The 24328-nt window shown below is 69.7% G+C and carries 22 protein-coding genes and 1 riboswitch; of the genes, 10 read left to right on the top strand and 12 right to left on the bottom strand.

Annotated features, from left to right (window positions below; all coding sequences use genetic code 11):
• Window positions 1-211 precede the first annotated feature (211 nt).
• The 5 genes from BpN12_RS23700 (at window position 212) to BpN12_RS23720 (ending at window position 6449) form a co-directional block, all read left to right on the top strand.
• Window positions 212-1465, top strand: coding sequence for an ABC transporter substrate-binding protein (locus BpN12_RS23700; RefSeq protein WP_246797847.1), 1254 nt, complete (start codon window positions 212-214; stop codon window positions 1463-1465).
• Between the two features lie 95 nt (window positions 1466-1560).
• Entirely contained in the window at window positions 1561-2643 is a 1083-nt protein-coding gene (locus BpN12_RS23705; RefSeq protein WP_246797848.1) for a FecCD family ABC transporter permease, read from the top strand.
• On the top strand, window positions 2640-3437 hold the full coding sequence (locus tag BpN12_RS23710; protein WP_246797849.1) for an ABC transporter ATP-binding protein: 798 nt from the start codon (window positions 2640-2642) through the stop codon (window positions 3435-3437). The genes BpN12_RS23705 and BpN12_RS23710 overlap by 4 nt, the downstream gene beginning before the upstream one ends.
• Window positions 3438-4496: 1059 nt before the next feature.
• Window positions 4497-5150 (top strand): hypothetical protein, encoded by a 654-nt coding sequence (locus BpN12_RS23715; protein ID WP_246797850.1) that lies wholly within the window; start codon window positions 4497-4499, stop codon window positions 5148-5150.
• A gap of 213 nt (window positions 5151-5363) precedes the next feature.
• Window positions 5364-6449, top strand: coding sequence for a retropepsin-like aspartic protease family protein (locus tag BpN12_RS23720; protein WP_246797851.1), 1086 nt, complete (start codon window positions 5364-5366; stop codon window positions 6447-6449).
• Window positions 6450-6567: 118 nt separating this feature from the next.
• Here the strand turns inward: BpN12_RS23720 and BpN12_RS23725 are convergent, their stop codons facing one another.
• Window positions 6568-7518, bottom strand: a complete 951-nt coding sequence (locus BpN12_RS23725; protein WP_246797853.1) for a DMT family transporter — start codon at window positions 7516-7518, stop codon at window positions 6568-6570.
• 110 nt (window positions 7519-7628) lie between these two features.
• Here BpN12_RS23725 and gcvA point away from each other — a divergent pair, with 110 nt between their 5' ends.
• On the top strand, window positions 7629-8543 hold the full coding sequence (gene gcvA / locus BpN12_RS23730; protein WP_246797854.1) for a transcriptional regulator GcvA: 915 nt from the start codon (window positions 7629-7631) through the stop codon (window positions 8541-8543).
• 348 nt (window positions 8544-8891) lie between these two features.
• Here the strand turns inward: gcvA and cobJ are convergent, their stop codons facing one another.
• Genes cobJ through cobG form a run of 4 tightly spaced genes read right to left on the bottom strand, consistent with a single transcriptional unit; the run spans window position 8892 to window position 13532 of the window.
• The gene (gene cobJ / locus BpN12_RS23735) at window positions 8892-10715 is read right to left on the bottom strand and encodes a precorrin-3B C(17)-methyltransferase (RefSeq protein WP_246797978.1); all 1824 of its coding nucleotides are present in this window, start codon (window positions 10713-10715) and stop codon (window positions 8892-8894) included.
• Window positions 10712-11533 carry a precorrin-2 C(20)-methyltransferase gene (locus tag BpN12_RS23740; protein ID WP_246797855.1) on the bottom strand — a complete coding sequence of 274 codons (822 nt, stop codon included), beginning with the start codon at window positions 11531-11533 and terminating at the stop codon, window positions 10712-10714. Before BpN12_RS23740 ends, cobJ begins: the two co-directional genes overlap by 4 nt.
• Window positions 11530-12156: a precorrin-8X methylmutase gene (locus BpN12_RS23745; protein WP_198252352.1), complete on the bottom strand. Its 627-nt coding sequence runs from the start codon at window positions 12154-12156 to the stop codon at window positions 11530-11532. The genes BpN12_RS23740 and BpN12_RS23745 overlap by 4 nt, the downstream gene beginning before the upstream one ends.
• Window positions 12157-12161: 5 nt before the next feature.
• The gene (gene cobG, locus BpN12_RS23750) at window positions 12162-13532 is read right to left on the bottom strand and encodes a precorrin-3B synthase (RefSeq protein ID WP_246797856.1); all 1371 of its coding nucleotides are present in this window, start codon (window positions 13530-13532) and stop codon (window positions 12162-12164) included.
• 214 nt (window positions 13533-13746) lie between these two features.
• A riboswitch (cobalamin riboswitch) is annotated at window positions 13747-13938 on the bottom strand.
• Between the two features lie 108 nt (window positions 13939-14046).
• Here cobG and cbiE point away from each other — a divergent pair.
• From cbiE to cobM, 3 genes are all read left to right on the top strand, one after another.
• Complete coding sequence (cbiE, locus tag BpN12_RS23755; RefSeq protein ID WP_246797857.1) at window positions 14047-15267, top strand: precorrin-6y C5,15-methyltransferase (decarboxylating) subunit CbiE; 1221 nt, start codon at window positions 14047-14049, stop codon at window positions 15265-15267.
• A complete protein-coding gene (locus tag BpN12_RS23760) occupies window positions 15264-16025 on the top strand; it encodes a cobalt-precorrin-6A reductase (RefSeq protein WP_246797858.1) in 762 nt (253 codons plus the stop codon). The genes cbiE and BpN12_RS23760 overlap by 4 nt, the downstream gene beginning before the upstream one ends.
• Window positions 16026-16110: 85 nt before the next feature.
• Window positions 16111-16836 (top strand): precorrin-4 C(11)-methyltransferase, encoded by a 726-nt coding sequence (cobM, locus tag BpN12_RS23765; RefSeq protein WP_246797859.1) that lies wholly within the window; start codon window positions 16111-16113, stop codon window positions 16834-16836.
• A gap of 130 nt (window positions 16837-16966) precedes the next feature.
• Here cobM and BpN12_RS23770 read toward each other — a convergent pair whose 3' ends face one another.
• The 3 genes from BpN12_RS23770 to BpN12_RS23780 all read right to left on the bottom strand — a co-directional run bounded on the left by BpN12_RS23770 (window position 16967) and on the right by BpN12_RS23780 (window position 19630).
• Complete coding sequence (locus BpN12_RS23770; protein ID WP_246797861.1) at window positions 16967-17671, bottom strand: glutathione S-transferase N-terminal domain-containing protein; 705 nt, start codon at window positions 17669-17671, stop codon at window positions 16967-16969.
• Between the two features lie 160 nt (window positions 17672-17831).
• Entirely contained in the window at window positions 17832-17993 is a 162-nt protein-coding gene (locus BpN12_RS23775; RefSeq protein WP_246797862.1) for a hypothetical protein, read from the bottom strand.
• On the bottom strand, window positions 17990-19630 hold the full coding sequence (locus BpN12_RS23780) for a methyl-accepting chemotaxis protein (protein WP_246797863.1): 1641 nt from the start codon (window positions 19628-19630) through the stop codon (window positions 17990-17992). Before BpN12_RS23780 ends, BpN12_RS23775 begins: the two co-directional genes overlap by 4 nt.
• Between BpN12_RS23780 and BpN12_RS23785 the strand changes: the two genes are divergently transcribed.
• Window positions 19629-19955, top strand: a complete 327-nt coding sequence (locus BpN12_RS23785; RefSeq protein ID WP_246797864.1) for a hypothetical protein — start codon at window positions 19629-19631, stop codon at window positions 19953-19955. The genes BpN12_RS23780 and BpN12_RS23785 overlap by 2 nt on opposite strands.
• Window positions 19956-20157: 202 nt before the next feature.
• Here the strand turns inward: BpN12_RS23785 and BpN12_RS23790 are convergent, their stop codons facing one another.
• Genes BpN12_RS23790 through osmF form a run of 4 tightly spaced genes read right to left on the bottom strand, consistent with a single transcriptional unit; the run spans window position 20158 to window position 24087 of the window.
• Entirely contained in the window at window positions 20158-20988 is an 831-nt protein-coding gene (locus BpN12_RS23790) for an ABC transporter permease (RefSeq protein WP_246797865.1), read from the bottom strand.
• The gene (locus BpN12_RS23795; protein WP_246797866.1) at window positions 20985-21953 is read right to left on the bottom strand and encodes an ABC transporter ATP-binding protein; all 969 of its coding nucleotides are present in this window, start codon (window positions 21951-21953) and stop codon (window positions 20985-20987) included. Before BpN12_RS23795 ends, BpN12_RS23790 begins: the two co-directional genes overlap by 4 nt.
• On the bottom strand, window positions 21950-23155 hold the full coding sequence (locus tag BpN12_RS23800) for an ABC transporter permease (RefSeq protein WP_246797868.1): 1206 nt from the start codon (window positions 23153-23155) through the stop codon (window positions 21950-21952). The genes BpN12_RS23795 and BpN12_RS23800 overlap by 4 nt, the downstream gene beginning before the upstream one ends.
• The gene (gene osmF, locus BpN12_RS23805) at window positions 23152-24087 is read right to left on the bottom strand and encodes a glycine betaine ABC transporter substrate-binding protein OsmF (RefSeq protein WP_246797869.1); all 936 of its coding nucleotides are present in this window, start codon (window positions 24085-24087) and stop codon (window positions 23152-23154) included. Before osmF ends, BpN12_RS23800 begins: the two co-directional genes overlap by 4 nt.
• Window positions 24088-24328: the final 241 nt, after the last annotated feature.

A 24328-nucleotide genomic window follows, 5' to 3' on the forward strand; every position in this document is an offset into this window, starting at 1 on the left:
CGGGCGCGCCGCGCGCCTGCGCGACGTTACCGCGAACCGGCGCGCCGCGCGAGCGGCAATCGCATCGACCCGCGCATCGACTTTGAGCCCGCGCGCCGGCCCAACACAATCCATTACAAAAGCGCCCGCGCCCAACACACCGGCATTACAAAGCGTCGCTACAGTGTCGGCCACGCACAAATAGCAATCGTTCTCATTTGAGATGTCCACCATGTCGATTTCCAGCCTTGTTCGCGCGGCCCGGGCGGCCGCGTCCGTCGTGATCGCGGTGCCGGCCGCGCGCGCGCTTTCCACCGTCGTGCTGGCCGGCGCGGCTTGCGCCGCCGGTGCGCCGGCCTTCGCCGCGCAGGCCGCCGCCGCCACGACCGCCGCCGCCGCGGACGCGCAGACCGTCACCGATCTGGCCGGCCGCGCGATCCGGATTCCGGCCGCCGAGCCGAAGCGCATCCTGCTCGGCGAGAGCCGCACGCTGGAGGCCGTCGCGCTGCTCGAGGGCCAGCATCCGCTCGCGCGCATCGTCGGCTGGCAGGGCGACCTGCCGACCATGGATCCGCAGGCGTTCAACGCCTATGCGAAGACCTTCCCCGAGATCCGCGAGGTGCCGCTGATCGGCAAGGCCACGGAGGACAGCATCAGCGACGAGAAGGCGCTCGCGCTGAAGCCCGACGTCGCGATCTTCAGCATCGCCGGCCACGGCCCGAGCCGCTACAACGCGCTCGTCAAGCAGCTCGAGGCGACCGGCACCACGGTGGTGTTCATCGATTTCCGCCTGCACCCGATGCAGAACACGCTGCCGAGCATCCGGCTGCTCGGCCAGGTGCTGCACCGCGAGCGCGAGGCGAACGACTACATCGCGTTCTACCAGCAGCATCTGGCGCGCGTGCGGCAGGTGGTGGACACGGTGCCCGAGGCGCAGCGTCCGAAGGTGTTCATCGACATGCTCGCGGGCGTCTGGGACGCCGGCTGCTGCCACACCGCCGGCAACGGCAACTTCGGCGAGTTCATCACCGCCGCGGGCGGGCGCAACATCGCGGCGGGCCTGCTGCCCGGCGTGCTCGGCGACCTCAGCATGGAGCAGATCATCACGGCGCGGCCCGACGTCTACATCGCCACCGGCGCGCGCACCAAGCCCGGCCTCGCGTCGCTGCGGGTGGGCGCGCTGACGAGCGAGCAGGATGCGCGCGCGAGCCTCGCGCAACTGGTCGCGCGGCCCGGCTTCGACACCATCAAGGCGATCCACGACGGCCGCGTCCACGGCATCGCGCACAACTACTACGATTCGCCGTACAACATCATCGCGATCGAGGCGTTCGCGAAGTGGTTCTATCCGCAGCGCTTCGCGTCGCTCGACGTCCACGCCACGCAGGCCGAGCTGTATCGCCGCTTCCTCGCGGTGCCGGTGTCGGGCACCGAATGGGTGGACTCGCCGCTGCCGGCGGGCGGCGCGCAGCAGGCGGCGCGATGAGCGCGCCGCTTCCGGCGGCCCCGGCCGCGCCGGCCGGCCGCGGCGGTGGGCCGGCCGCTCCGATCGACCCGGCGGCCCAGCCGACTGCCAACTCGATGGCTCATCCGACGGCCAACCCGCACGCGCATGCGCCCGACGAGGGCCATGCGCGTCGCGCCTATGCGCGGCTCACGCGGCGTCGCGTGCTGTGCCTCGTGGCGATCGCGCTGCTGATCGTGGCCTCGCTGCTGTTCGATCTTTCATCCGGACCGTCGGGCCTGCCGCTGGCGACGCTGCTGCGTACCATCTTCTCGCCGGCCGGCGCCGATCCGGCCAACCTCGTGATCGTCTGGCAGATCCGCCTGCCGTATGCGGTGATGGCGCTGGTGGTGGGCGCCGCGCTCGGCCTGTCGGGCGCCGAGATGCAGACCACCCTCAACAATCCGCTGGCCAGCCCGTACACGCTCGGCGTGTCGGCCGCCGCCGCGTTCGGCGCGTCGCTCGCGATCGTGCTCGACGTGGCGATCCCGCATGTGCCGCAGACCTGGGTGATCTCGGCGAACGCGTTCGTGTTCGCGTTCGCCTCGGCGATGCTGCTCGACCTGGTCGCGCGCTGGCGCGGCATGAGCACCGCCGGCGTGGTGCTGATGGGCATTGCGCTGGTGTTCTCGTTCCATGCGCTGGTCGAACTGATGCAGTTCATCGCCTCGGCCGACGCGCTGCAGGGGCTGGTGTTCTGGACGCTCGGCTCGCTCGCTCGCGCCGACTGGCCGAAGATCGGCGTGCTCGCGGCGGCGCTCGCGATCGCGCTGCCGCTGTCGATGCGCAATGCCTGGGCGCTCACCGCGCTGCGGCTCGGCGAGGAGCGCGCGGCCAGCTTCGGCATCGACGTGCGCCGGCTGCGGCTCGGCACGCTGCTGCGGGTGGCGGTGCTGTCGGCGCTCGCGGTGTCGTTCGTCGGCACCATCGGCTTCGTCGGCCTGATCGCGCCGCACATCGCACGCACGCTGCTCGGCGAGGACCACCGTTTCTATCTGCCGGGCAGCCTGCTGTGCGGCGCGCTGATGCTGTCGCTCGCGTCGATCGCCTCGAAGCTGATCGTGCCGGGCGTGCTGATTCCGGTTGGCATCGTCACGGCGCTGGTCGGCATTCCGCTGTTCCTCGCGATCGTGGTGCGTTCGCAGGGGGCGTCGCAATGAGCGGGCTGTCGATTCACGGGCTGTCGGTGCACTATGGACGGCGCGAGGTGTTGCGCGAGCTGTCGGCCGGGCCGCTGCCGCGCGGCATGATCACGGCGCTGCTCGGGCCGAACGGCAGCGGCAAGTCCACGCTGCTGCGCGTGCTGGCCGGGCTGACCGCCGCCAGCGCCGGCCGGCTGACGCTCGACGGCGAGCCGCTCGCGCTGTCGGCGCGCAGCGCGCGTTCGCACAGCGTGGTGTACCTGCCGCAGACGCTGCCGGCCGGCGTGCGGCTGCAGGTACTCGAATCGGTGCTGGTCGCGCGGCGCGCGGCGCGCGATCCGGGCTTGCCGCGGCACGGCTCGGCCGCTGATCTGGCTACCGCGCATGTGGTGCTCGAGCGGCTCGGCATCGGGGCGCTCGCGACGCGCTCGCTCGATGAACTGTCGGGCGGGCAGCGGCAGCTGGTGGGGATCGCGCAGGCGCTCGCGCGCGATCCGCACGTGCTGCTGCTGGATGAGCCGCTTTCGGCGCTTGACCTGAACCACCAGTTCCATGTGATGCAGGTGCTGCGCGAGGTCACGCGTGAGCGTGGGATCGTTACCGTGGTGGTGCTGCACGACATCAACGCGGCGATGCGCGCCTGCGATCGCGCGATGCTGCTGCATTGTGGTGGTATCGAGCGTTTTGGTGCGCCGGAGGTGGTTGTTACGGCGAAAAGTTTGGCGGATGTGTTTGGGGTGGTGGCGCGGATCGAGCCTTGTTCGCTTGGGTACCATCAGGTGATGATTGATGGGTTGGCGGTGGGGGCTTGAGAAGGGCGGACGATGCTTGCTGCGCCTGGCGGTCCGTTCGAGGTGGATGAGGCTCGGGCACGTGCCGGCCGGCATCGGTGGTGCATAACCCCCCCGGTTCAACCGGTGCGGATGCGTGGTTTGATACGCGCGCCTGCGCCGCACGGAGTGACGGTTGCAGGCGCTGCGGGGGAGGGGGCGTACTCACGCGGCAGGGAAAGTTGCTTGGGCGGCCTGCGTTTACCGGTTGAATCCGCAGCCAGTAACGGACATTCGACATGGATGCATGGATCGTCGACAATCTGGTTCCTTGACGAGGACCGGCGACACCGCACCGATGACAGCAAGATTCGACGCTGTGAAGTTACGTCGCTTCACGATATCGATGGTGGCCACTGGCTTATTGAGCGTTGTTATGCCGATGCTGCAGCCAGCGCCCGCGTCCAGGCTTTCGGACATATGCCACTTGAATGCGTCCGGTGATCCGGTAATAGACAAAGTAGCTGTCGGACGCGTATCGCACATTACAAATGCCTACTTCATCCAGGAGGCAGGAGACAACGCCACGCTTCTGTCGCGTTGCGCCAAGGGCGGGTGTGGCCCACTTGATCCGAGCCTTTTCGAGGCGCGGGTCGGTTTCCCGGTACGGGCAGAGTTCTGCGGCGCCCATCCGGCACGAGTGACGATTTCCGGTGCCGAAGTGTTTCGGTGGACTCAGCAGTACCTCGATGATCAAGTCGCCGCGACTCGACGAAGTAGTACGTGGGTGACCAGATTCGGAGCTTTCTGGTGCGGCTTCTGGTTGCTTCTGCAGACGATCGCAGAGATTCGATTCAAGCGACTAAATCCATAGCCTCATGTATGCCCGGGCAGTACGTCGTCTACTTGTGGTCAAATCTGACCAGTTCGAACGGCTGCTTTCAAGATCGTCCGACGGATGCTCCGGGTCGGTCTGCGATTGTCGCGCGTCGCAGGGTGGCGGTCGGCCGTGTTCGGCCAGGAACGGACACTCGACCGTCCTAGATTACGCTACAAAAATCGGCTACTGTCGTCGAGCGAACTCTTGAGAAGCAACCACATATGCAGCGGTTTCGGAAGTACATATTTACACTACTGTCCCTGAGCCTTATCGGAAGCCTCACGGTAGCGCTCGCTCTGCAACCGCTCGTATCTGCCACCTTCGCAACGAGAGAGTTCGCTCAGCATATCAATCCGCTCGAGGTTGCCGTAATCAGCGTAATCGGCCTGATCGTTTTGGCAACCCTTTTGTGGCTCGCGCGCTGGCGTTCTCCATCGTCTTCGTCCGCGAAGCCGCCATTAGCTATGCAGGAAGCGGGTGGACTGCCAGCCCTGCCATCACAGATTATTGTCTTCGTCTTGGCTTTTGGCGCGCTTAACTGCCTGCCTTTCTGGCTACTTGTTACTGATGTTGAAACGCTGGTGGTCAGATCATCGGCTAAAACAGATGTGTTTTATGAAGAAACTGTTAAAGCGACATATCAGAAAGGATGTGGCAATGCTGTCACATGGCTCGACTCGTTCGTTGGCGGCAATGTGACCGTTTGCTTGACCTCCCCACTATTTCCAAAGTACGGCGGGCCGATCAGCAGATTATCCGTCGTGCACTCCCTGCGCGGCCCGCTAGGTATACGCGTTTTGACGGTTCATGCCGTCGATTCCGAGGCGGGCCGTATCGATCTTTCTGTAGTGCAGACGAGTCCGGCCACGCACTGAACCGGCTCGATTGCCGCCCGCCCGCTTCCAGGGTCAGAACGCCGTGGCATGAGACAACTGTTGGCCAGTTGCGGCCGTTCCATACACCCGATCCTACCCTTGATCCTTCGTCAGGTCGCGGTGATATCTGAATGACGTGTTAAGATTTCGCGAAAATCGAATCTCATTTTTCGGCATTAAATATTCCGATCTTTACCTGAACAAAATAACAAAATGAAGCGAACTCCAGCGGGGCTGGCTGAACTCCTGCTTTGTGCGATCTTGCTCTCGCAAGCCGCTTGCGACGAGGTCAAGGTAAGCATTCCCGATGACATCAAACCGGCTGTCGATGCGTACCGGCTGTCAAGTCTCGGTGTTTCCGATTTGACCAGGCCGGAGATTCGGCGCTCGCTGGTTCAACTGAGCCGTGAAGCCTGCAATCGCGATGCAATGGGCCGCATGGCTGCGCAGATCGACCGGCTCGGTTACCGGCGCGAGAGTGCCGACGCGCTGGTCGGTTTCGTGGATCGATGCGGCAGGGCGGACGGATTCCTGAGCGCGGCTCTCGAGGGTCTGATTGCCTCCAGCGACTCCAAGGGCGCGGTGGCGGTCGCCAATCGCCTGCTCGCGAACGACGCCACGGAACCGCAATACTATTTCGATCGCGGCCGTGCCTACGAAGTCGGCCAGCTGGACGACGCAGCGCTGGCCGACTACATGCAGGTGCTGGCCTTGTCACCGAACCGCGCGTCGATCACCAGCAACCTGTTCATACGCATCGCCGATCTGCATGCCAAGGCCGGCCGGTATTGCGACGCGGCGAGCGCTATCCGGATGTGGGTAGCGGCCGATCCCGAGCGTGCCGACAACGTGGAGGCCAAGAATAGGATTGCCCGTTACGCCTCGCAGGCCAACTGTCCATCGAACTACGCCTCGGGGCAGGAGCGCTTTGCGCGCTCGGGCGGCAACACCATCCGGGTCAATGCACGCATCAATGGTGTGGAGGGCACCTTCATCGTCGATACCGGCGCGAGTTATGTCGTGATGAGTCGGGACTTCGCGCAGCGTGCCCGGATCGACACCGCGCAGGCCCGGCATATTCATCTGCAGACCGCCAATGGATCGCGTGACGGCCTGCTCGCTCAAGCGAATTCCGTCACGCTCGGCAAGGTGGCGGCTTCCGCCGTGCCCGTGTCGGTTGATCCCGCAGCCAAGACGCCGTTCGGGCAGGGTATCGACGGCCTGCTGGGGCAATCCTTTCTTTCGCGATTCGAAGTTTCGTTCACGCCAACGTACTGGTTGATCCGGCAGCATTCCTGAGTCTCGTCATCGTTGGCTCGTGCTTCCTCCCATCGCGCGTGCGGAGCGCAAGACATTCGTTTCGCGGTTTGCTTCAGGGTAGGTTGCATTCGGCTACGGATCAACAGACGCTCTACCTTCAGCTTGCCTGGCCCGGTTCGCTACGAGAGGTCATTGTCAGCATCAACCCACCGAGCACCATGGCAACACCCAAGACAAACGAGATGCCGATGCGGTCACCGAACAAAGCCGAGGCGGCTATGATGCCAATTACCGGTTGGACATATTGAACGCTCGCGGCCATCCGGGCAGGAACGACACGCAGCAGGTTCAGCCACATGAAGAGACCTGCGACTGTTACGACTACGCCGAGGTAGGTCGCAGCGACAAATCCCTGAGTAGTGACATGAAGCGCAGCATGCGATATCTCACGCGCGCACCAAGGCAGCAATGCGACGAAGCCGAATAGCGTGCTCCACGCGGCAACAGTTGCCGTGCCGTAAGTGTTTGTCAATTCCACGCTCCATACGTAATAGAACGCAATCGCAAGCGCCGATAGCAGAACCCAGGCTGCACCGGCACTCGTCGTTTGTGCGCTTGCCGACGCGCCTTGATGTCCCAATGCGACCACTGCAATGCCTGCGAATGCTGCGAGCAGGCCGACTTTTTGCCATCGGGACACCTGCTGCTTGAGGCGGATCGCAGCGAAGAAAACGATAAAGACCGGAATAGTCGCCGAGATGATCGTGCCGGCCGATGCCGACGTGCCGGCAACACCGAAGGTCTGCGCGACCTGCCCAATGCCAATGCCAAGCACGCCAAGCGCAGCAACGCGAGGTAGAGCGCGCCAAGGCAGTGAATGCCGGCCGACAATGACAAAGACAAGAAGTAGCGGCACTGCTACGCCGTAACGCATCGTGGTTAGCGTCAACGGCGGCATGGTTTGAAGGCCGAATTTTGTCACCGGGATCGACAGGCCCCACATGACTGCGAGCAGGAGCATTGCGCCAAACTGATAAAGCGTGACGGGCTTGCGGGTGGTGGTCGCATTCCCGACGGGAACATCGGACTGGATGGATTGACTAGACATCGAATGTTTTTGCGTAAGCGTGATCGGCGGTCACGATACTGCAGCCACTGCACGGGACTGACAAACCATTTGTCGTCATATAATGCGTGAGTCAAACTCACGTATAACCGATGCACATGTTCGACCGGCTTCCTCCCCTGCAAACACTGCGAGCTTTCGAAGCAGCCGCGCGACTGTTGAGCATGACGCTCGCGGCCGAAGAACTCCATGTCACGCACGGTGCGGTCAGCCGGCACGTCAAGACGCTCGAGGACCATCTCGGCGTTCCGCTTTTCCGACGCCTGACGCGTCGCATCGTGCTCACCGATGCGGGAGCCGAATTCCATGTTGTCGTCGCGCGGTTGCTGGGGGATCTGACACGCGAAGCGGAGCGCTTGCGCGGACATGACACCGTGTCGCGCCTGACAATCAGCACGAGCGTGTCATTCGCGAGCAAATGGCTTGCGCCACGGCTGCATCGGCTCAAGGCCCTGCATCCGGAACTCGATATCCATCTTGATGTGACCGATCTCAATGTCGACCTCGGAGACGGTCAGGTCGATGCGGCCCTGCGGTATGGCAATGGTCGGTATCCCCGCACAGGCTGCGAGCGGATACTCGAAGAGACCGTCACCCCGGTGTGCAGCCCCGGTTATCTTGACGATGTGGGCGGCCTGCGGGACCTGACGAATCTCGCGCACTGCACGCTGCTGCACGAGGACAGAATGCTGGCGAACTGGGATCGATGGTTGGCACTTGCAGGCCTGGAACGGAGCCGCAGAGGTCGCGGTCCGGCATACAGCCACGGTAGCATGGCAATTGAAGCAGCCATACGCGGCGAAGGTGTCGCGTTAGGCCGTAGTGTTTTGGTGCATGACGACATTCTGGCGGGACGGCTCGTTGCACCGTTTCACGACATCCGGCTAAAGGCCGAGCGCGGCTATGATCTCGTGTATCGCGCCGGAAGCGGCGCTGACGCCAAGGTATCGGTCCTGCGCGACTGGTTGGCAGTTGAAGTGCGGCGATTTCTGCGTCCCCGTGAATGAGCGACGCTGACACTCTCGAGTTCACGGATCGGTATCAGGCCGAAATCGGTCGGCCTAGTCGATACACAGAGTGACCGAGAAGGTCGATCTGCGACGGTCGCGTTTTTGCACGGTGGCCTGCCGGCCATTTTCGGCAATTTGCCCCCGGCAGACCTGTCCGAAGTGTTGCAAAGGAGCCGGCCACGACCAGACATCCATCGAGCGGCAGTGCTGGATTTCACGATATCAAGAGGAGACTGCGATGCGCCGTGCAACCAACTTGGTAAAAGCTCACCGACTGCAACGGGTCGCCCGTCGCCTGATCTCTAACCACCACCCCGACCGGCCATCCATCCACCCACACCCCCATCAATCATAAAACCTAGGCGTATAAACCCACTCCCGCTCGCCACTCACGAAGCGGCGCGTCTTCGACGAGCCGATAATCACCATGGTCCGCATGTCGACATCGGCCGCGCTCAGCGCGCCGAGCGTCGTGCTGCGCAGCGTGGCGCCGGGCCGGCCGATGTCGCGACCCAGCACGACAACAGTGTCGGCCGTGCGCACCGCGCGCACGATATCGAGCGCGCGATCGAGCTGCCACGGCCGCGCGCGCGACACCGGGTTATAAAACGCCATCACCAGATCGGCGCGCGCGGCAAGCGCGAGCCGTTCCTCGATCACGCTCCACGGCTTCAGGTTGTCCGACAGCGAGATCACGCAGAAATCGTGGCCGAGCGGCGCGCCGGCCTGCGCGGCGGTGGCGAGCGCGGCCGACACGCCGGGTACCACGTCGAGCGCGACGTCGGCCCAGGCCGCGTCGTCGCTGCCGTCGAGCGCTTCCAGCACCGCCGCGGCCATCGCGAACACGCCCGGATCGCCCGACGACACCATCGCCACGCGGCGCCCCTGCGCGGCCAGTTCGAACGCGTGCCGCGCGCGCTGCAATTCCTCGCGATTGTCGGTTTCGTGGACGCGCTGATCGGCACGGAACGGGCCGGCCATGCGCACGTAGGTCGCATAGCCGAGGATGTCGCTGGCCGAGGCGAGCGCGGCGCGCGCGGCCGGGGCCATCAACTCGGCGCTGCCGGGGCCGAGGCCGAGCACGGTCAGGCTGCCGCGCGCCTGGCCGAGCGCGTCGGCGTCGACGGGCGCGGCGGCCACGGCGATCGCGACGGGCACGGCAGCCTCAACGCCATGATGAGCCGGAGCAGCGAGGGCTTGTCCAGCGGAATCGACGGCCATGACGCGGGTCGCAACGATCGAGGCCGACGCGAGCGCCGCGTCGAGCAGCGCGCCGGCATCGGCGCGATCTCCGCTGCCGGCGTCCGGCACGAAGCGCAGCGGCACGCCGAGCGCGCGCGCGGCGCCTGCCAGCGCCGCGTCGCGCATCGCCCGGCGTGGCGCGACGAGCGCGGCCAGCGCCAGCGGCGCGAGACCGGCCGCAGTCAGCGCGTCGAGCACGTGGGCCGCAAGCGGATCGGCGCGGGAATCGAGCGAGGCGTCCAGGAGCGGTGTCGTGGGCGCCAGCGGTGCCACCGCCCGCGCCTCCGGCAACAGCGCCACCACCACGCTGCGCGGATGGATCACGAGTTCGCCGGCGCCGCCGCCGGCCACGCGCGGCGTCACGCGGATCGCATGCGATGCATCCGGATCGAGCGGCAGCGCGACCTGGTCGAGCCACGGCGCGTCGCCGTCCACGCGCGTGCCGGCGCCGGCCAGCAGGTCCGACACGAAGCGTTTGCCGGCGCCGAGGTCGGCCAGCGCGTAGCCGTCGGGCGGATTCAGCACGCAGGCACCGAAACGCAGCTCGCCGCTGGTGGTGATGGCAGGCGCCACCGCGAGCAGTTCGGCGATCTCGCGCGCGAACAAATTCGCGCCGGTCAGCCCGCCGAGCAGCGGCACGACCGCGCTGCCGTCCTCGGCCACCGCCAGCACGGGTGGCTCGACGCCCTTGTCGGCGAGGCACGGCGCGACACAGCGGATCACGATGCCGGCCGCGCACAGCGCGACGATCGGCGTGCCGCGTGCGTACAGCTCGCGCAGGTGCGCACCGAGTTCGGCGAACCCGACGTCGCCCTGCACACGGCCCGTGAGCGCGTGGAGGGTCGCGCCCGCGTAGCGCGCGCGAATCCGCTCGGCCACCGGTAGCGCGCCGGCACCGAGCACGACGATGGCCGGCGCGACGTTCAGCCTTGCCATTTTTCCCCCGGCACGACGAGCAGCGAAAAATACGGCGAGGCCATCGGATCGACCTCGGCGAGCGGCACGATGCGCTGGTTCGCCATGGTCGCGCGCTCGACGTACAGCGCGCGCTCGGCCAGCCCGAGTTCCTCGAGCACGCGGCGCACCTTGTCGAAATTGCGGCCGAGCTTCATCACCACGGCCGCGTCGGCCTTCTCGAGCCGCGCACGCAGCTGGTCGGCGGGTAGCACGCCCGACAGCACCGACAGCGTCTGGTTGCGGTAGACGAGCGGCACGCCGAGCACGGCGGCGCCGCCGAGCATCGAGCAGACGCCGGGCACCACCTCGGTGTCGTAGCGCTGCGCGAGCCGGTCGTGCAGGTACATGTAGGAGCCGTAGAAGAACGGATCGCCCTCGCAGATCACGGCCACGTCGCGGCCGGCGTCGAGATGCGCGGCCACCACCTCGGCGGCGGTGTCGTAGAAGTCGGCGATGATGTGCTCGTAGCTGAGCGGCGGCGCGAGCGCCTCGGTGGTGACCGGGTAGACCAGCGGCAGCTGGCACTGGCTCTCGGCCAGATGCGCCTCGACGATGCCGTAGGCATTGCCTTTCTTGCCCTTGGCGACGAAGTAGGCCACCACCGGCGCCGCGCGCAGCAGGCGCACGGCCTTCAGCGTCAGCAGCTCGGGGTCGCCGGGGCCGACGCCGATGCCGAACAGCCTGCCGCGCGGCGTGCCCGGCGCGACGTCACCGGGCAGGGCGGCGGGGATGTCGGCGAGCAGCTCAGCCGGCAGGGGCGGCAGGAGCGAATCGAACGGCAGGCTCATTCGACCTCCGTGGCCAGCGCGTTGACGGCGGCGGCGGCCATCGCGCTGCCGCCGCGCCGGCCGGCCACGGCCACGAACGGCACGCCGCGGCTGTCGGCGGCGAGCATCGCCTTCGATTCGGCCGCGCCGACGAAGCCGACCGGGAAGCCGAGGATCAGCGCCGGCTTCGGCGCGCCGGCATCGAGCATGTCGAGCAGGTGGAACAGCGCGGTGGGCGCGTTGCCGATCACCACCACGCTGCCGGCCAGTTGCGGGCGCCACAGTTCGAGCGCGGCGGCCGAGCGTGTGTTGCCGAGTTGCGCGGCGAGCGCGGGCACCTCGGGCTCGCCGAGCGTGCAACACACCGGGTTGGCGGCCGGCAGCCGCGCGCGCGTGATGCCTTCGGCCACCATCCGCGCATCGCAGAGGATCGGCGCGCCGGCCGCGAGCGCCGCGCGCCCGGCCGTGCCGGCGCCGGCCGAGAAGCGCAGGTCGGCGACGATGTCGACCATCCCGCACGCGTGGATCACGCGCACGGCGAGTTTTTCCAGGTCGGCCGGGATGGCCGTCAGATCCGCTTCGGCGCGGATCGTCGCGAACGATTGCCGGTAGATTGCCTGGCCGTCGCGAAGGTAGTCGAGCATGCGAGTCAGTCCTGAGTGCGCCGCGGCGCGTCGAGCATCGCGGCGGCTTGGTCGATCGTCAGATGGCGCGCGGCGAGGCGGCCGAAGCCGGTCTCGCCGTCGCGTCGGTAAAGGTCGTAGCGGCCGGCCTCGATCGCCACCAGCGTGGCGGCGGCCGGCCACGGCTGCGCGCAGGCGCGCGCGCAACCGCTCAGATGCGCCTCGGCCGGCGCGGCGAGGCGCGCGGCCAGCGCCAGCGCGTCGGCCTTGGTGTCGGCCAGCGCGCGGCCGCAGCCACGGCTGCCCGCGCAGGCGACCAGATGCGCGAGCGGCGCGTCGGCCGTGCCGACGAGGCCGAGCGCGGTCAGCGCGGCGAGCGTGGCGTCGGCATCGGCCGCGCGCACGCCGGGCAGCAGCACGCTCTGCCACGGCGTGAAGCGCAGCGTGCCGTCGCCGTGGCGTTCGGCCAGCGCCGCGAGCGCGTCGAGCGTGGCCGCGGCGAGCCGGCCGAGCGGCACCTGGGCGCCGACCTGGCGCGTGGCCGGGTCGGCTTCCGGCTGCACCCCGAAGCGCCGCAACGATTCGGCCGCGCTGCGGCGCCAGCCGGCCAGCGCCGCCTCGCGGCGTGGCGCGAACGGCAGCCGCTCAACCGCGTGCGCGAGCAGCGCCTCGGCGGGCAGCACGGCGAGCGCGTCGCGCAGCCGTGTCGCGTCGGCCGGCGCGAGTTCGATGAACGCGAGCAGCAGCGCATGGGCGGTGGCCACGACCTGGTCGGGCGCCACCGTGGCGAGCGCGGGCGCATCGCCGGCCGTCACGGGCGGGCGGCCGGCCAGCCCGAACGCGTAGCGCGGCTCGCCCGAGGCATCGTGCAGCGCGGCGAACCAGAGGTCGTGCGGATGATCGAGCGCGGCGAGCCGCTCGCCGCCGTCCAGCAGCAACGAGCATTTCGGCGAGAGCGCCGCGAAGCGCGGCTCGGTCTGCAACATCGCGAGCAGCGCCGCGCCGAGCGCGCGCGTATCGGCGAGCGCGCCGGGATCGCGCCCGGCAGCCGGGCTCAGCATCACGTTCCGCAGGTCGTCACGCAGTGCCGCCGTGGCCAGATCGACGCCGCCGTCGGGCAGCGGGCCGAGGCCCGCGTCGATCAGCGCGGCCGCGAGCGCGGCCTCGTGGCCGGCGTATACGCCGCGGATCTGCAGGTTTGCACGATTGGTCGCGTCGAGCGCGCCCGAGGCGTGCGTGCGGGCCGCCGCCGCGAGCGCGCGCGCGCCGGCGGCATCGAGCCGGCCGCCCGGCAGCCGCACGCGGCAGAGTCCGCCGTCCTTCGTCGCGACCACGCGGACCAGCCCCGGGCAGGCGCTCGGACGGATCGCCGGGATGGCGGGCGCGGCAGCGGGCACCGCGTCGGCAGCCAGAGCAGCAGCGGACGCGGCATCGCTCCGACCATCGGCCGGCCGTTCGGTCGGATTCGGAGTCGGGCCAGGGGGCGAGCGAAGGGAGGATAACGAACGAGTCAACGGCGTGCCGGGTCAGGTCGCGAGCCGGCGGGAGACGGGCGCCCGCGACTCGCGCGTGCGCCGTAGCGGCATCGGTTTACCCCGCCTGATGCCGGCCGGCACGTTCATCGCGCCGGCAGGTCTGCTGGTGCGCAACGGGTTGCCGCCGCGCGCCTTCCGGCACGCATGCCGTGGCATCGACGGGCGGCGCACTCGCTGCGCGCAGTTGCGGGGGCAGCCGCAGCGGCGCGGCAAGCCACGCCCTGCGTTCCCTGTTAGGCCCGTTGGGCACCGGCGAACGAGGCTGTATTATGCCTGCTTTCGTTCGGCCGAGATACGCCGGGCGCGCCGGCCGGCGTGCCCGACGCGGCGATGGACGGCAACGCGGCGAGGATGGAACACGGATGGGGAACGGGGCATGACGGCGTGGCTGACGGTGGTCGGAATCGGTGACGACGGATTCGCGGGGCTCGGCAAGCGCGCGCGGCGCGCGCTGATCGACGCGGCCGTGGTGATCGGCGGCGAGCGCCATCTGGCGATGCTGCCGGCCTGCCTGCGCGCGCGGCGCGAGCCGTGGCCGAAGCCGTTCGATCTGGCGGCGCTGCTGGCGCGGCGCGGCAAGGCCGTGTGCGTGCTCGCGAGCGGCGACCCGATGTTCCATGGCGTGGGCGCGACGCTCGCGCGGCAGCTGCCGGCCGAGGAACTGTGCGTGCTGCCGGCGCCGTCGTCGGCATCGCTGGCCGCGGCCCGGCTCGGCTGGGCGCTGCAGGATCTCGAGATCGTGTCGTGTGTCGGCCGTCCGCTCGCGGCGCTGGCGCGCCATCTGCATCATGGCCGGCGCCTGCTGGTGCTGAGCGCCGACGGCGCGACGCCGGCCGCGCTCGCGGCGCGGCTGGCCGAGGCCGGCTACGGCGCGACGCGCATCAGCGTGTTCGAGCATCTGGGCGGCCCCGACGAGCGCCGCATCGACGCGCTCGCGCAGGGCTGGCCCGCGCCGCAGGTCGCCGCGCTGAACCTGATCGCGCTCGACTGCGTGCGCGCGGCCGACACGCCGCCCGTGCCGCTCACCCCGGGCCTGCCCGACGACGCCTACCAGCACGATGGCCAGCTGACCAAGCGCGACATGCGCGCGATCACGCTGGCGCGGCTCGCGCCGACCCCGGGCGAACTGCTGTGGGACGTCGGCGCCGGCTCCGGCTCGATCGGTATCGAATGGATGCGCGCGCATCCATCGTGCATGGCGCTCGCGATCGAGGCCGACGCGGCGCGCCGCGAGACCATCGCGCTGAACCGCGACCGGCTCGGCGTGCCGGGCCTTGCGATCGTGGCGGGCCGCGCGCCCGAGGCGCTCGCCGGGCTTGCCGCGCCGGACGCCGTGTTCATCGGCGGCGGGGGCAGCGAGCCCGGCGTGCTGGGCGCCTGCTGGGCCGCGCTGAAGCCGGGCGGCCGGCTGGTGGCCAACGCGGTGACGCTGCAGGCCGAGGCTGCGCTGCTCGACTGGCGCGAGCGGCACGGCGGCACGCTCACGCGCGTCGCGCTGGCCGGCGCGGCGCCGCTCGGCGGCTTCGACACCTGGCGCCCGGCGCTGCCCGTCACGCTCTACGAGGTCCGCAAGCCGCTCGCGGACGGCGGCGCATGAGCGGCACCTCGCCCGACACGCCCCGCGCCGCCGCGCGCGTGCTGCTGCTCGGCGGCACCGGCGACGCGCTGAAGATCGCGCGCACGCTGCCGGCCCCCGACGTCTACAGCCTCGCCGGGCTCGGCAAGGTGCCCGACGACCTGGCCTGCGAGGTGCGCGTGGGCGGCTTCGGCGGCGCCGACGGGCTGGCCGCCTGGCTGCGCGAGGCCGGCATCGCTCTCGTGGCCGACGCCACCCATCCGTATGCCGCGCGCATCAGCGCGAACGCGGCGGCGGCCTGCGCGGCCACCGGCACGCCGTACTGGGCGCTGCGCCGCTCGGCCTGGAGCGCGCGCGACGGCGACGACTGGCGTTTCGTGCGCGACTGGTCCGGCGTGGCCGCCGCGATCGCGCCGTTCGCGCGGCCGTTCTTCACGCTCGGCCGCGAGCCGCTCGCGCATCTGGACGAAATTCCTCCGCATCAGCACTGGACCATCCGCTGCCTCGACGCACATCGCGGCAACGCGCGCGCGAACGTGATCGCCGCGCGCGGGCCGTTCGAGCTGTCCGCCGAGCGCGCACTGTTCGCGCTGCTCGGGGTGGACGTGCTGGTCAGCAAGATGAGCGGGGGCGCGGCGACCGAAGCGAAGCTCGAGGTCGCGCGCGAGCGGCGCATCCCGGTCGTGATGATCGAGCGGCCGGCGCTGCCCGAGCCCGGGCGCAGTTTCGACGATCCGGCCGCGCTGGCCGACGCGCTCGCCGCTTGGCGCGCGACCTGATGCCGGGCGCGAGAGCCGGCCGGCGCATGCACGACCTGCGTCGGACCCGCCCGGCGCCATCCCATTCCAACGGAGAACACGACAGATGACGGTGTATTTCATCGGCGCGGGGCCGGGCGACCCCGAGCTGATCACGGTGAAGGGCCAGCGCCTCGTGCGCGGCTGCCCGGTGATCCTCTATGCCGGCTCGCTGGTGCCGGCCGCGGTGCTCGACGGGCATCGCGCCGAAACGGTCGTCAATACGGCCGAGCTGGACCTCGACGCGATCGTCGCGCTGCTCGCCGACGCGCATGCGAAGGGGCAGGACGTGGCGCGCGTGCATTCGGGCGACCCGTCGCTGTACGGCGCGATCGGCGAGCAGATCCGCCGCCTTCGCGCGCTCGGGATTCCCTACGAGATCGTGCCCGGCGTGACCGCCACCGCCGCCTGCGCGGCCACGCTCGGCGTCGAGCTGACGTTGCCCGGCGTCGCGCAGACGGTGATCCTCACGCGCTACGCGGGCAAGACCACGATGCCCGAAGGCGAGGCGCTGGGCGGGCTGGCCGCGCATCGCGCGACGCTCGCGATCCATCTCGGCGTGCGGCATCTGGCGAAGATCGTCGAGGAGGTGCGCCCGCATTATGGCGACGATTGCCCGATCGCCGTGATCTACCGCGCGAGCTGGCCCGACGAGACGCGCGTGACGGGGACGCTGGCCGACATCGTCGGCAGGATCGCGGCCACCGCGATCGAGCGCACGGCGCTGATCCTGATCGGCCGCGTGCTCGATACCGACCGGTTCGACGAATCGACGCTCTACGCGAAGGCTTGAGCCGCGCCGGAAAGGTGACGGGAAGTGGAGAGGGGAACGCCGCGGCGCCGCCAACTCGCGAAGCCGCCGAAAGCGCCGCACCGCGCCGCCGGCACCAGGCCGGGCCGGCGCGGCGCCGGCGGCGGAACGCTCAGTCGCGCGCGGGGATCGTCAGGCCGCGCTGCACGGCCGGGCGCGCGAGGAACGCCTCGAGCGCGCGCCCGACGTTCGGGAAGCGCTCGAACTCGACCAGCTCGCGCGCCTCGTAGAAGCCCACCAGGTTGCGCACCCACGGGAACGTCGCGATGTCGGCGATCGTGTAGTCGGCGCCGACGATCCAGGCGTTCGAGGCGAGCCGCGCCTCCAGCACGCCGAGCAGGCGCTTGGCCTCGCCGACGTAGCGGTCGCGCGGGCGCTTGTCCTCGTACTCGCGCCCCGCGAACTTGTGGAAGAAGCCGAGCTGCCCGAACATCGGGCCGATGCCGCCCATCTGGAACATCAGCCACTGGATCGTTTCGTAGCGGCCGGCCGCGTCGGCCGGGATCAGCCTGCCGGTCTTCTCGGCCAGATACAGCAGGATCGCGCCCGATTCGAACAGGCCGATCGGCTGGCCGCCGGGGCCGTCCGGATCGATCAGCGCGGGAATCTTGTTGTTCGGGTTCAGCGAGAGGAATTCCGGGGAGAACTGGTCGTTCGCGTCGAAACGCACCAGGTGCGGCTCGTAGGGCAGGCCGAGTTCTTCCAGCATGATCGACGCCTTGACGCCGTTCGGCGTGGGCAGCGAATAGAGCTGGATGCGGTCCGGATGCTGCGCCGGCCATTTTTTCGTGATCGGGAACGTGGACAGGTCGCTCATGGGGCGGCTCGGTGTGAGTGAAGGGTGTCGCGATGGTATACGGAACCGCCGGACGCTGCCGGTGCCGTCCGGGGGGCCATGCCGACCGCGTCAAGCCGGGCGGGCCGCGAGACGCGAGAGACCATCCGGTCCGTCCAGGCGCCGATGCCGTGCGGCGCGCTCAGAGCGCACGCGGCATCGGCCGTCGTTCGCGCGGCGGGCGCCGCCGCGCGTGGCGCAGGCAGTGGTGGAGCGCGTCGGCGTGGCGGGCGCGGCCGAGGCGCCGCGCGGCGCGCGCGGCGGCCGTCGAGCCGTCGTGCAGCAGGCGGGGCGCGGCGTTCATGCCGTCGCCAGACGCCAGTCGGCGTGGCCCGCGTAGCGCTCGGGGACGACGCTCGCGACCGGCGCGTCCGGGGGCCCGGCGTTGACGCGAAAGCGCGCCACCGTCTCGTCGAGCTGCCGCCCCTGCGCTTCGAGCGACTTCGACGCGGCCGCCGCCTGCTCGACCAGTGCCGCGTTCTGCTGGGTGGTCTCGTCCATCTGCGTGATCGCCAGATTCACCTGCTCGATGCCGCGGCTCTGCTCGGTCGAGGCCGCCGCGATCTCCTCCATGATGTCGGTCACGCGCGCCACCGCCTGCGTGACCTCGGTCATGGTGCGGCCCGCCTCGTCGGCCACCGCGGCGCCGTCATGCACCGTCTGCACCGAGGCGGCAATCAGGTCCTTGATCTCCTTGGCCGCCACCGACGAGCGCTGGGCGAGCGAACGCACCTCGCTCGCCACCACCGCGAAGCCGCGCCCCTGTTCGCCGGCGCGCGCCGCTTCCACGGCCGCGTTCAACGCGAGGATGTTGGTCTGGAACGCGATGCCCTCGATGATGCCGGTGATGTCGGCGATCTTCGACGAGCGCTCGCCGATGTCGTTCATGGTGTGGACCACGCGGCCCACCGCGTGGCTGCCGCGCTGCGCGACATCCGAGGCGCTGCTGGCGAGCGCGCTGGCCTGGCGCGCGTTCTCGGCGTTGAGCCGCACCGTGGACGTGAACTGTTCCATGGTGGCGGCCGTTTCCTCCAGCGACGCGGCCTGTTCCTCGGTGCGCTGGCTCAGGTCGACGTTGCCCGCCGCGATCTCGCCGACCGCCGCGGCGATGCCCGAGCTGCCCTCGCGCACGCGGCTGACGATGCCGGCGAGCCGCGTGTTCATGGTGTCGAGCGCGTCGAGCAGGTCGCGCGTCTCGTCGTGGCCGCGCACCTGGATGTGGCTCGTCAGGTCGCCGTCGGCGACGGTGCGCGCCACCCGCACGGCGTCCGACAGCGGCCGCGTGATCGAGCGCGTGAGCCAGAGCCCGGCGCCGATCGCCAGCAGGGCGGCGGCCGCGCTGATCACGGCCATCAGGTTGCGCACGTTCGTGTAGCGCTCGGCGCCGGCCTGCGCGAGTCCGGCCTCGCGCTCGCGCGTGTAGGCCGCGTAGGCGTCGGTGGCGCGCACCAGTTCGGCCAGCAGCGGGCGGCACTCGTTGTCGATGGCGGTGGTCGCCTCGTCGCGCTTGCCCTGCAGCGCCAGGTCGACGATCCGCAGCGCGACCGGGCCGTAGCGGCCCTCCACCTCGGCGATGGTGGCGGCGAGCGCGCGGGCGCGGTCGGTGGCGTCGGGCGCGGCGGCCAGCATCGACTGCAGCTGCGCGAGCCGGTGCTGCACGTCCGCGTGCGCGCGCTGCACGTCGGCCTTTTCCAGCGCGATGTCGTCGGGCCGCGTCACCAGCACCAGGTTGCGCGCCGCGATCGCGCGGCGGTCCACCGCCGTGCGCACTTCCTCGGCCACGTTGGCGCGCGCATTGATGCCTTCGGTATAGCTGGCGAACGCGTGATTGGTGTCCGATAGCGCATTCAGCGCAAATGCCGAAACGCCCACCACGACTGCCGCCAGCAAGCCGAAAGCACCAAGCAATTTGGTCTTGATGCTCAGCCGCAGAATTTTCATGATTAACCTCTTGAAAGTAGGGTTCGAGACGAAAATCAGCGCGACGTCCGCTCGTCGTAGTTGCGTTAACGGGATGTTTGTTTTTTTCTTTACCTTCCCGAACCCCTATATCGTTGACCCGAATCACGAAAATCAGGTAGTCGCCATGAATCGCTTAATTGGCTGGGACGAAATCCTCTCCCAGAAAGGGTTTGGTGGATGCTTTCAGCGAAATTTCATCAATGAAATGTTCCGGATCTTTTTGGTCTGTTTAAATGTGAACGATGTGCGATCGCAGCACCTCATATCGGTGCCGCTTCGCCGGGATTGGTTTATTCGCCGGTGAACGATCGATGCGCTGATGCAAGCGATAAAACAATAGGGCGTTATGGAAAGTTTATTTGAAACGCTCGTCGGGCCGGAATCGTTTTACACCGAGCGCGAATCACCATAGGACGCATCGCAAATGCCGCGGCGCGTCCGGCGATATTGGCGAACGGAAACGGCGGCGGAAGGGAACGGAAGGAAACGCTGGGAGCGCGGGCGGCTCAGTCGCGCCCGGCGCGGCGCGCGGCCGTGTCGGCCGGCGCGAGCAGGCGGCCGGCCAGGCCGAGCGCATCGTAGAGCAGCACGGCGAGCAGCGCGACGATCACGCCGCCCTGCAGCACGAACGCGGTGTTGGAGGTCTGGAGCCCGGCGATGATCACGTCGCCGAGGCCCCTGGCGGCCACCGTCGAGCCGATCGTGGCGGTGCCGAGGTTGATCACCACCGCGAGCCGCACGCCATTGACGATCACCGGCATGGCCAGCGGCAGCTCGATCGAGACGAGTCGCTGGCGCGCGCTCATGCCCATGCCGCGCGCCGCGTCGAGCGTGGCGGCCGGGATCGAGCCGAGGCCCGCCAGCGTGCTTTCGAACACCGGCAGCAGGCCGTACAGCGTCAGCGCGAGCAGCACCGGCGTGGCGCCGAAGCCCACGGCCGGCACCGCGAGCGCAAGCACGGCCACCGGCGGGAAGGTCTGGCCGAGGTTGGCGATGCTGCGCGCCACCGGCAGGAAATCGGCGCCGGCCGGGCGCGTGACGGCGATCCCGGCCGCGATCGCGAGCACCGAGCCGATCAGGCTCGACGCCGCCACCAGCGCGAGGTGCGCGAGCGTCAGGTCGATCAGGCTCGCGCGGTCGTAGATGGCGGGCGCGCCATGCTCGGCGAGCGGCGCGAACAGCGGCTGCAGCCAGCCGGGCCGCGCGATCAGCACGAGCAGCGCGGCCAGCGCCACGAGCCGCGCCGCGGCGGACACGGCGCGCAGGCCGGCGCCGGCTGCCTCGTTGCCAGTCTTGTCGCTGTGCTTGCCGCCATGCGGGCCGTTCGCGAAGCTCATGCGCCGTGCCTCGCATGCGCGACCAGCGCGGCGAGCGTGATGCGGGTGGGGGCAGCTTGCGAACCGGCCGGCAAGTCGGCTTGCCCGCCCGCGGGCGGCGCCACCGGCAGCGCATCGGCGCCGCGCCACAGCAGTTCGGACAGCGCATCGCGCAGCGAGCGGTCGGCCTCGATCGGCGCGCCGCTCGCGTGGCCGGGCTCGGCCAGCCGCGAGACGGGCGTCAGCGCCAGCAGCCGCAGCGGCCGCTCGGCGCCGGCCACCAGCTTCTCGACGAAGCCCGGCGCGGGCCGCGCGAGCAGCTGCGCGGGCGGGGCGGCCTGCAGCACGCGGCCGCCGTCCATCACCGCGATCTGGTCGCCGAGCCGCAGCGCCTCGTCCATGTCGTGCGTGACCAGCACGATGGTGATGCCGGTGCGGCGCTGCAGCGCCGCGAGGTCGTCCTGCGCCTTGCCGCGGATGATCGGATCGAGCGCGCCGAACGGCTCGTCCATCAGCAGGATCGCCGGCTCGGCGGCCAGCGCCCGCGCCACGCCCACGCGCTGCTGCTGGCCGCCCGAGAGCTGATGCGGCAGCTTGTGCGCGTAGATCGACGGATCGAGTTCGAACAGCTCCAGCAGTTCATGGACGCGCGCCTCGATGCGCGCCTTCGGCCAGCCGGCCAGGGTCGGCACGGTGGCGATGTTGCGCGCCACCGTCCAGTGCGGAAACAGGCCGTGGCCCTGGATCACGTAGCCGATGCCGAGCCGCAGCGTCTCGCCGCGCACCGTGGCGGTATCGACGCCGTCGATGCGGATCGTGCCGCGGGTCGGTTCGATCAGCCGGTTGATCATCCGCATCAGCGTGGACTTGCCGCTGCCCGAGGCGCCGACCAGCGCCGTGACGGTGCCGGGCGCGATGGCGAGCGAGACGTCGTCGACGGCGACGAGCGGCCCGAAGCGACGCGTCACGCGTTCGATCTCGATCATCGGGAAGCACTCCGTTGGGTGGACTGGATGGCCGCGTCGAACACCACCGACAGCACGAACGCGAGCGCGATGGTCGGCAGCGCGCCGAGCAGCACGAGGTCGGTGGCGGCCTGGCCGAGCCCCTGGAAGATGAAGGTGCCGAAGCCGCCGCCGCCGATCAGCGCGGCCACCGCGGTCAGCCCGACGTTCTGCACCAGCACGATGCGCAGCCCGGCGAGGATCACCGGCAGCGCCAGCGCGAGTTCCACGCCGAGCACGCGCTGGCGCGGCGTCATGCCCATCGCGGCGGCGGCCTCGACCACGCGCGCGTCGACGCCGTCGATCCCCACCACCACGCTCGACACGATCGGCAGCAGCGCGTACAGGAACAGCGCGACGACGGCCGGCGCCGGGCCGATCCCGCCGATGCCGAGCGCGGCGGCCAGCGGCAGGTGCGCGGCCAGCAGGCCGAGCGGCACCATCAGGATGCCGAACAGCGCGATGCTCGGAATGGTCTGCACCACGTTCAGCGTCGGCAGCAGCGTCGCGCGCCAGGCCGGGCGGTGCGCGCAGCCGATGCCCACCGGCAGCGCCACGGCGAACGCGGTGAACGTCGAGCCGGCCACCAGCGCGAGATGGCGGGCCGCCTCGTTCCAGAACGTGTCGGCGCGCACCGCGTATTCCTGCATGACCGACAGGCCGTCCCACCCACCGCTCGCGAGCGCGGCGGCGAGCGCCGCGAGCGCCACCGCCAGCGCGCCGAGGCGCTTGAGCGGGGCGAGCTTGAGCCGCGCCAGCGCGTCGGCGATCAGCACCGCGAACGCGAACAGCAGCAGCCACGCGCCGGCCGCCGGCGAGACGCGCGCGATCGGCATCTCGCCGCTGACGAGCCGCGCGGGGGCCGCGCCGAGCCAGTAGCCGAGCCAGACCAGCGCCGCCGTGCCGGCCACGGCGCGCCAGCCGGGGCGCGTGCGCGCGAGCGCGAACGCGGCGGCCGCGAGCCAGCCGGCCAGCGCGAGCAGGGCGAGCGGGGTGGGGAAGATGTCGGTCAGCGCCAGGCCGTGGCCCGGCACGATCCGGTTCGCGCGGAACGTGACGAACGGCAGCGCGAGCGCGCCGCACGCGGCGAGCGCGACCAGCACGCCGACCCGGTCGAGATACCCGCCGTGCCGCCGCGGGCCGGCATGGCCGGAAGGCGCCGCAGGCGCGGCGGGGTCCGTCATTTGACGAAGCCCTTCGCCTTCAGGTAGTCGGCCGCAACGTGCGCGGCCGGTTCGCCGTTGATCTGGATGCGGCTGTTGAGGGTCTGCAGCGTCTTGAGGTCGAGGCTCGCGAACACCGGCTTGAGCCAGTCGGCGATCTGCGGATGCGCCTTCAGCACCGCCTCGCGGATCACCGGCGCGGGGGCGTAGACGGGCTGCACTTTCTTGTCGTCGTCGAGCAGCACGAGCCCCGAGGCGGCGATCGCGCCGTCGGTGCCGTACACCATCGCCGCGTTGACGCCGTCGGTCTGCGCGGCGGCCGCGCGGATCGTGGCGGCCGTGTCGCCGCCCGACAGCACCAGCATCTGGTCCGGCTTCAGCTTGAAGCCATAGGCCTTCTCGAACGATGGCAGCGCCGAGGCGCTGTTGACGAACTCGGCCGACGCCGCGAGCTTGACCTTGCCGCCCGCGGCCACCCAGCGGCCGAAGTCGCTGAAGGTCTTCAGGTGCTGCTGGCCGGCGAGCGGCCCGAGCATGGCCACGCCCCAGGTGTTATTGGCGGGCGCCGGCGTGAGCCAGACCAGGTGGTTGGCCGAATAGTCGAGCTGTTTGGCTTCGGCGTAGCCGCGCGCGGCATCCTTCCAGACCGGGTCGCCGGTCTTGTTGAAGAAGAACGCGGCGTTGCCGGTGTACTCGGGGTAGACGTCGATCTCGCCGGCCACCAGCGCACGGCGCACGATCGGCGTGGCGCCGAGGCTGATCTTGTCGGTCACGCCCAGGCCGTGCGACTTGAGCACCTGCGCGATCAGGTTGCCGAGCAGGCTGCCTTCGGTGTCGATCTTCGAGGCGACGGTGACCGTGTCGGCGTGTGCCGTGCCGGCGGCGAGCGTGCCGCCGAACGCGGCGACGAGCGAAAGCGCCGCGCAGATGCGGCGGCGATTGGCGATATCCATCGTGAAGCGGCCTCCTGGAGGGGCGGTCGGGGGACGTGGCGCGCAATCCGCCAAACGGCGTTCAAAGTTACGCGAGTGGCGCGCGTTTGGCAAACGCAAGGGGCAGGATCAGCGGTTTCGCTGCCAACGCGGAGGCGGCGGCACGCGTCGTGCGACGGAAGCGGCCCCTGCGCGCGGCGCCCGGCCGGAATCCCGGCAGGGGCGCCGCTTCGCGCCGCCGGCACGGATCCGGTCACGAAGG

Source organism: Burkholderia perseverans (genome assembly GCF_022870505.1).
In the GTDB taxonomy this organism is placed as follows: Bacteria; Pseudomonadota; Gammaproteobacteria; order Burkholderiales; family Burkholderiaceae; genus Burkholderia; species Burkholderia plantarii.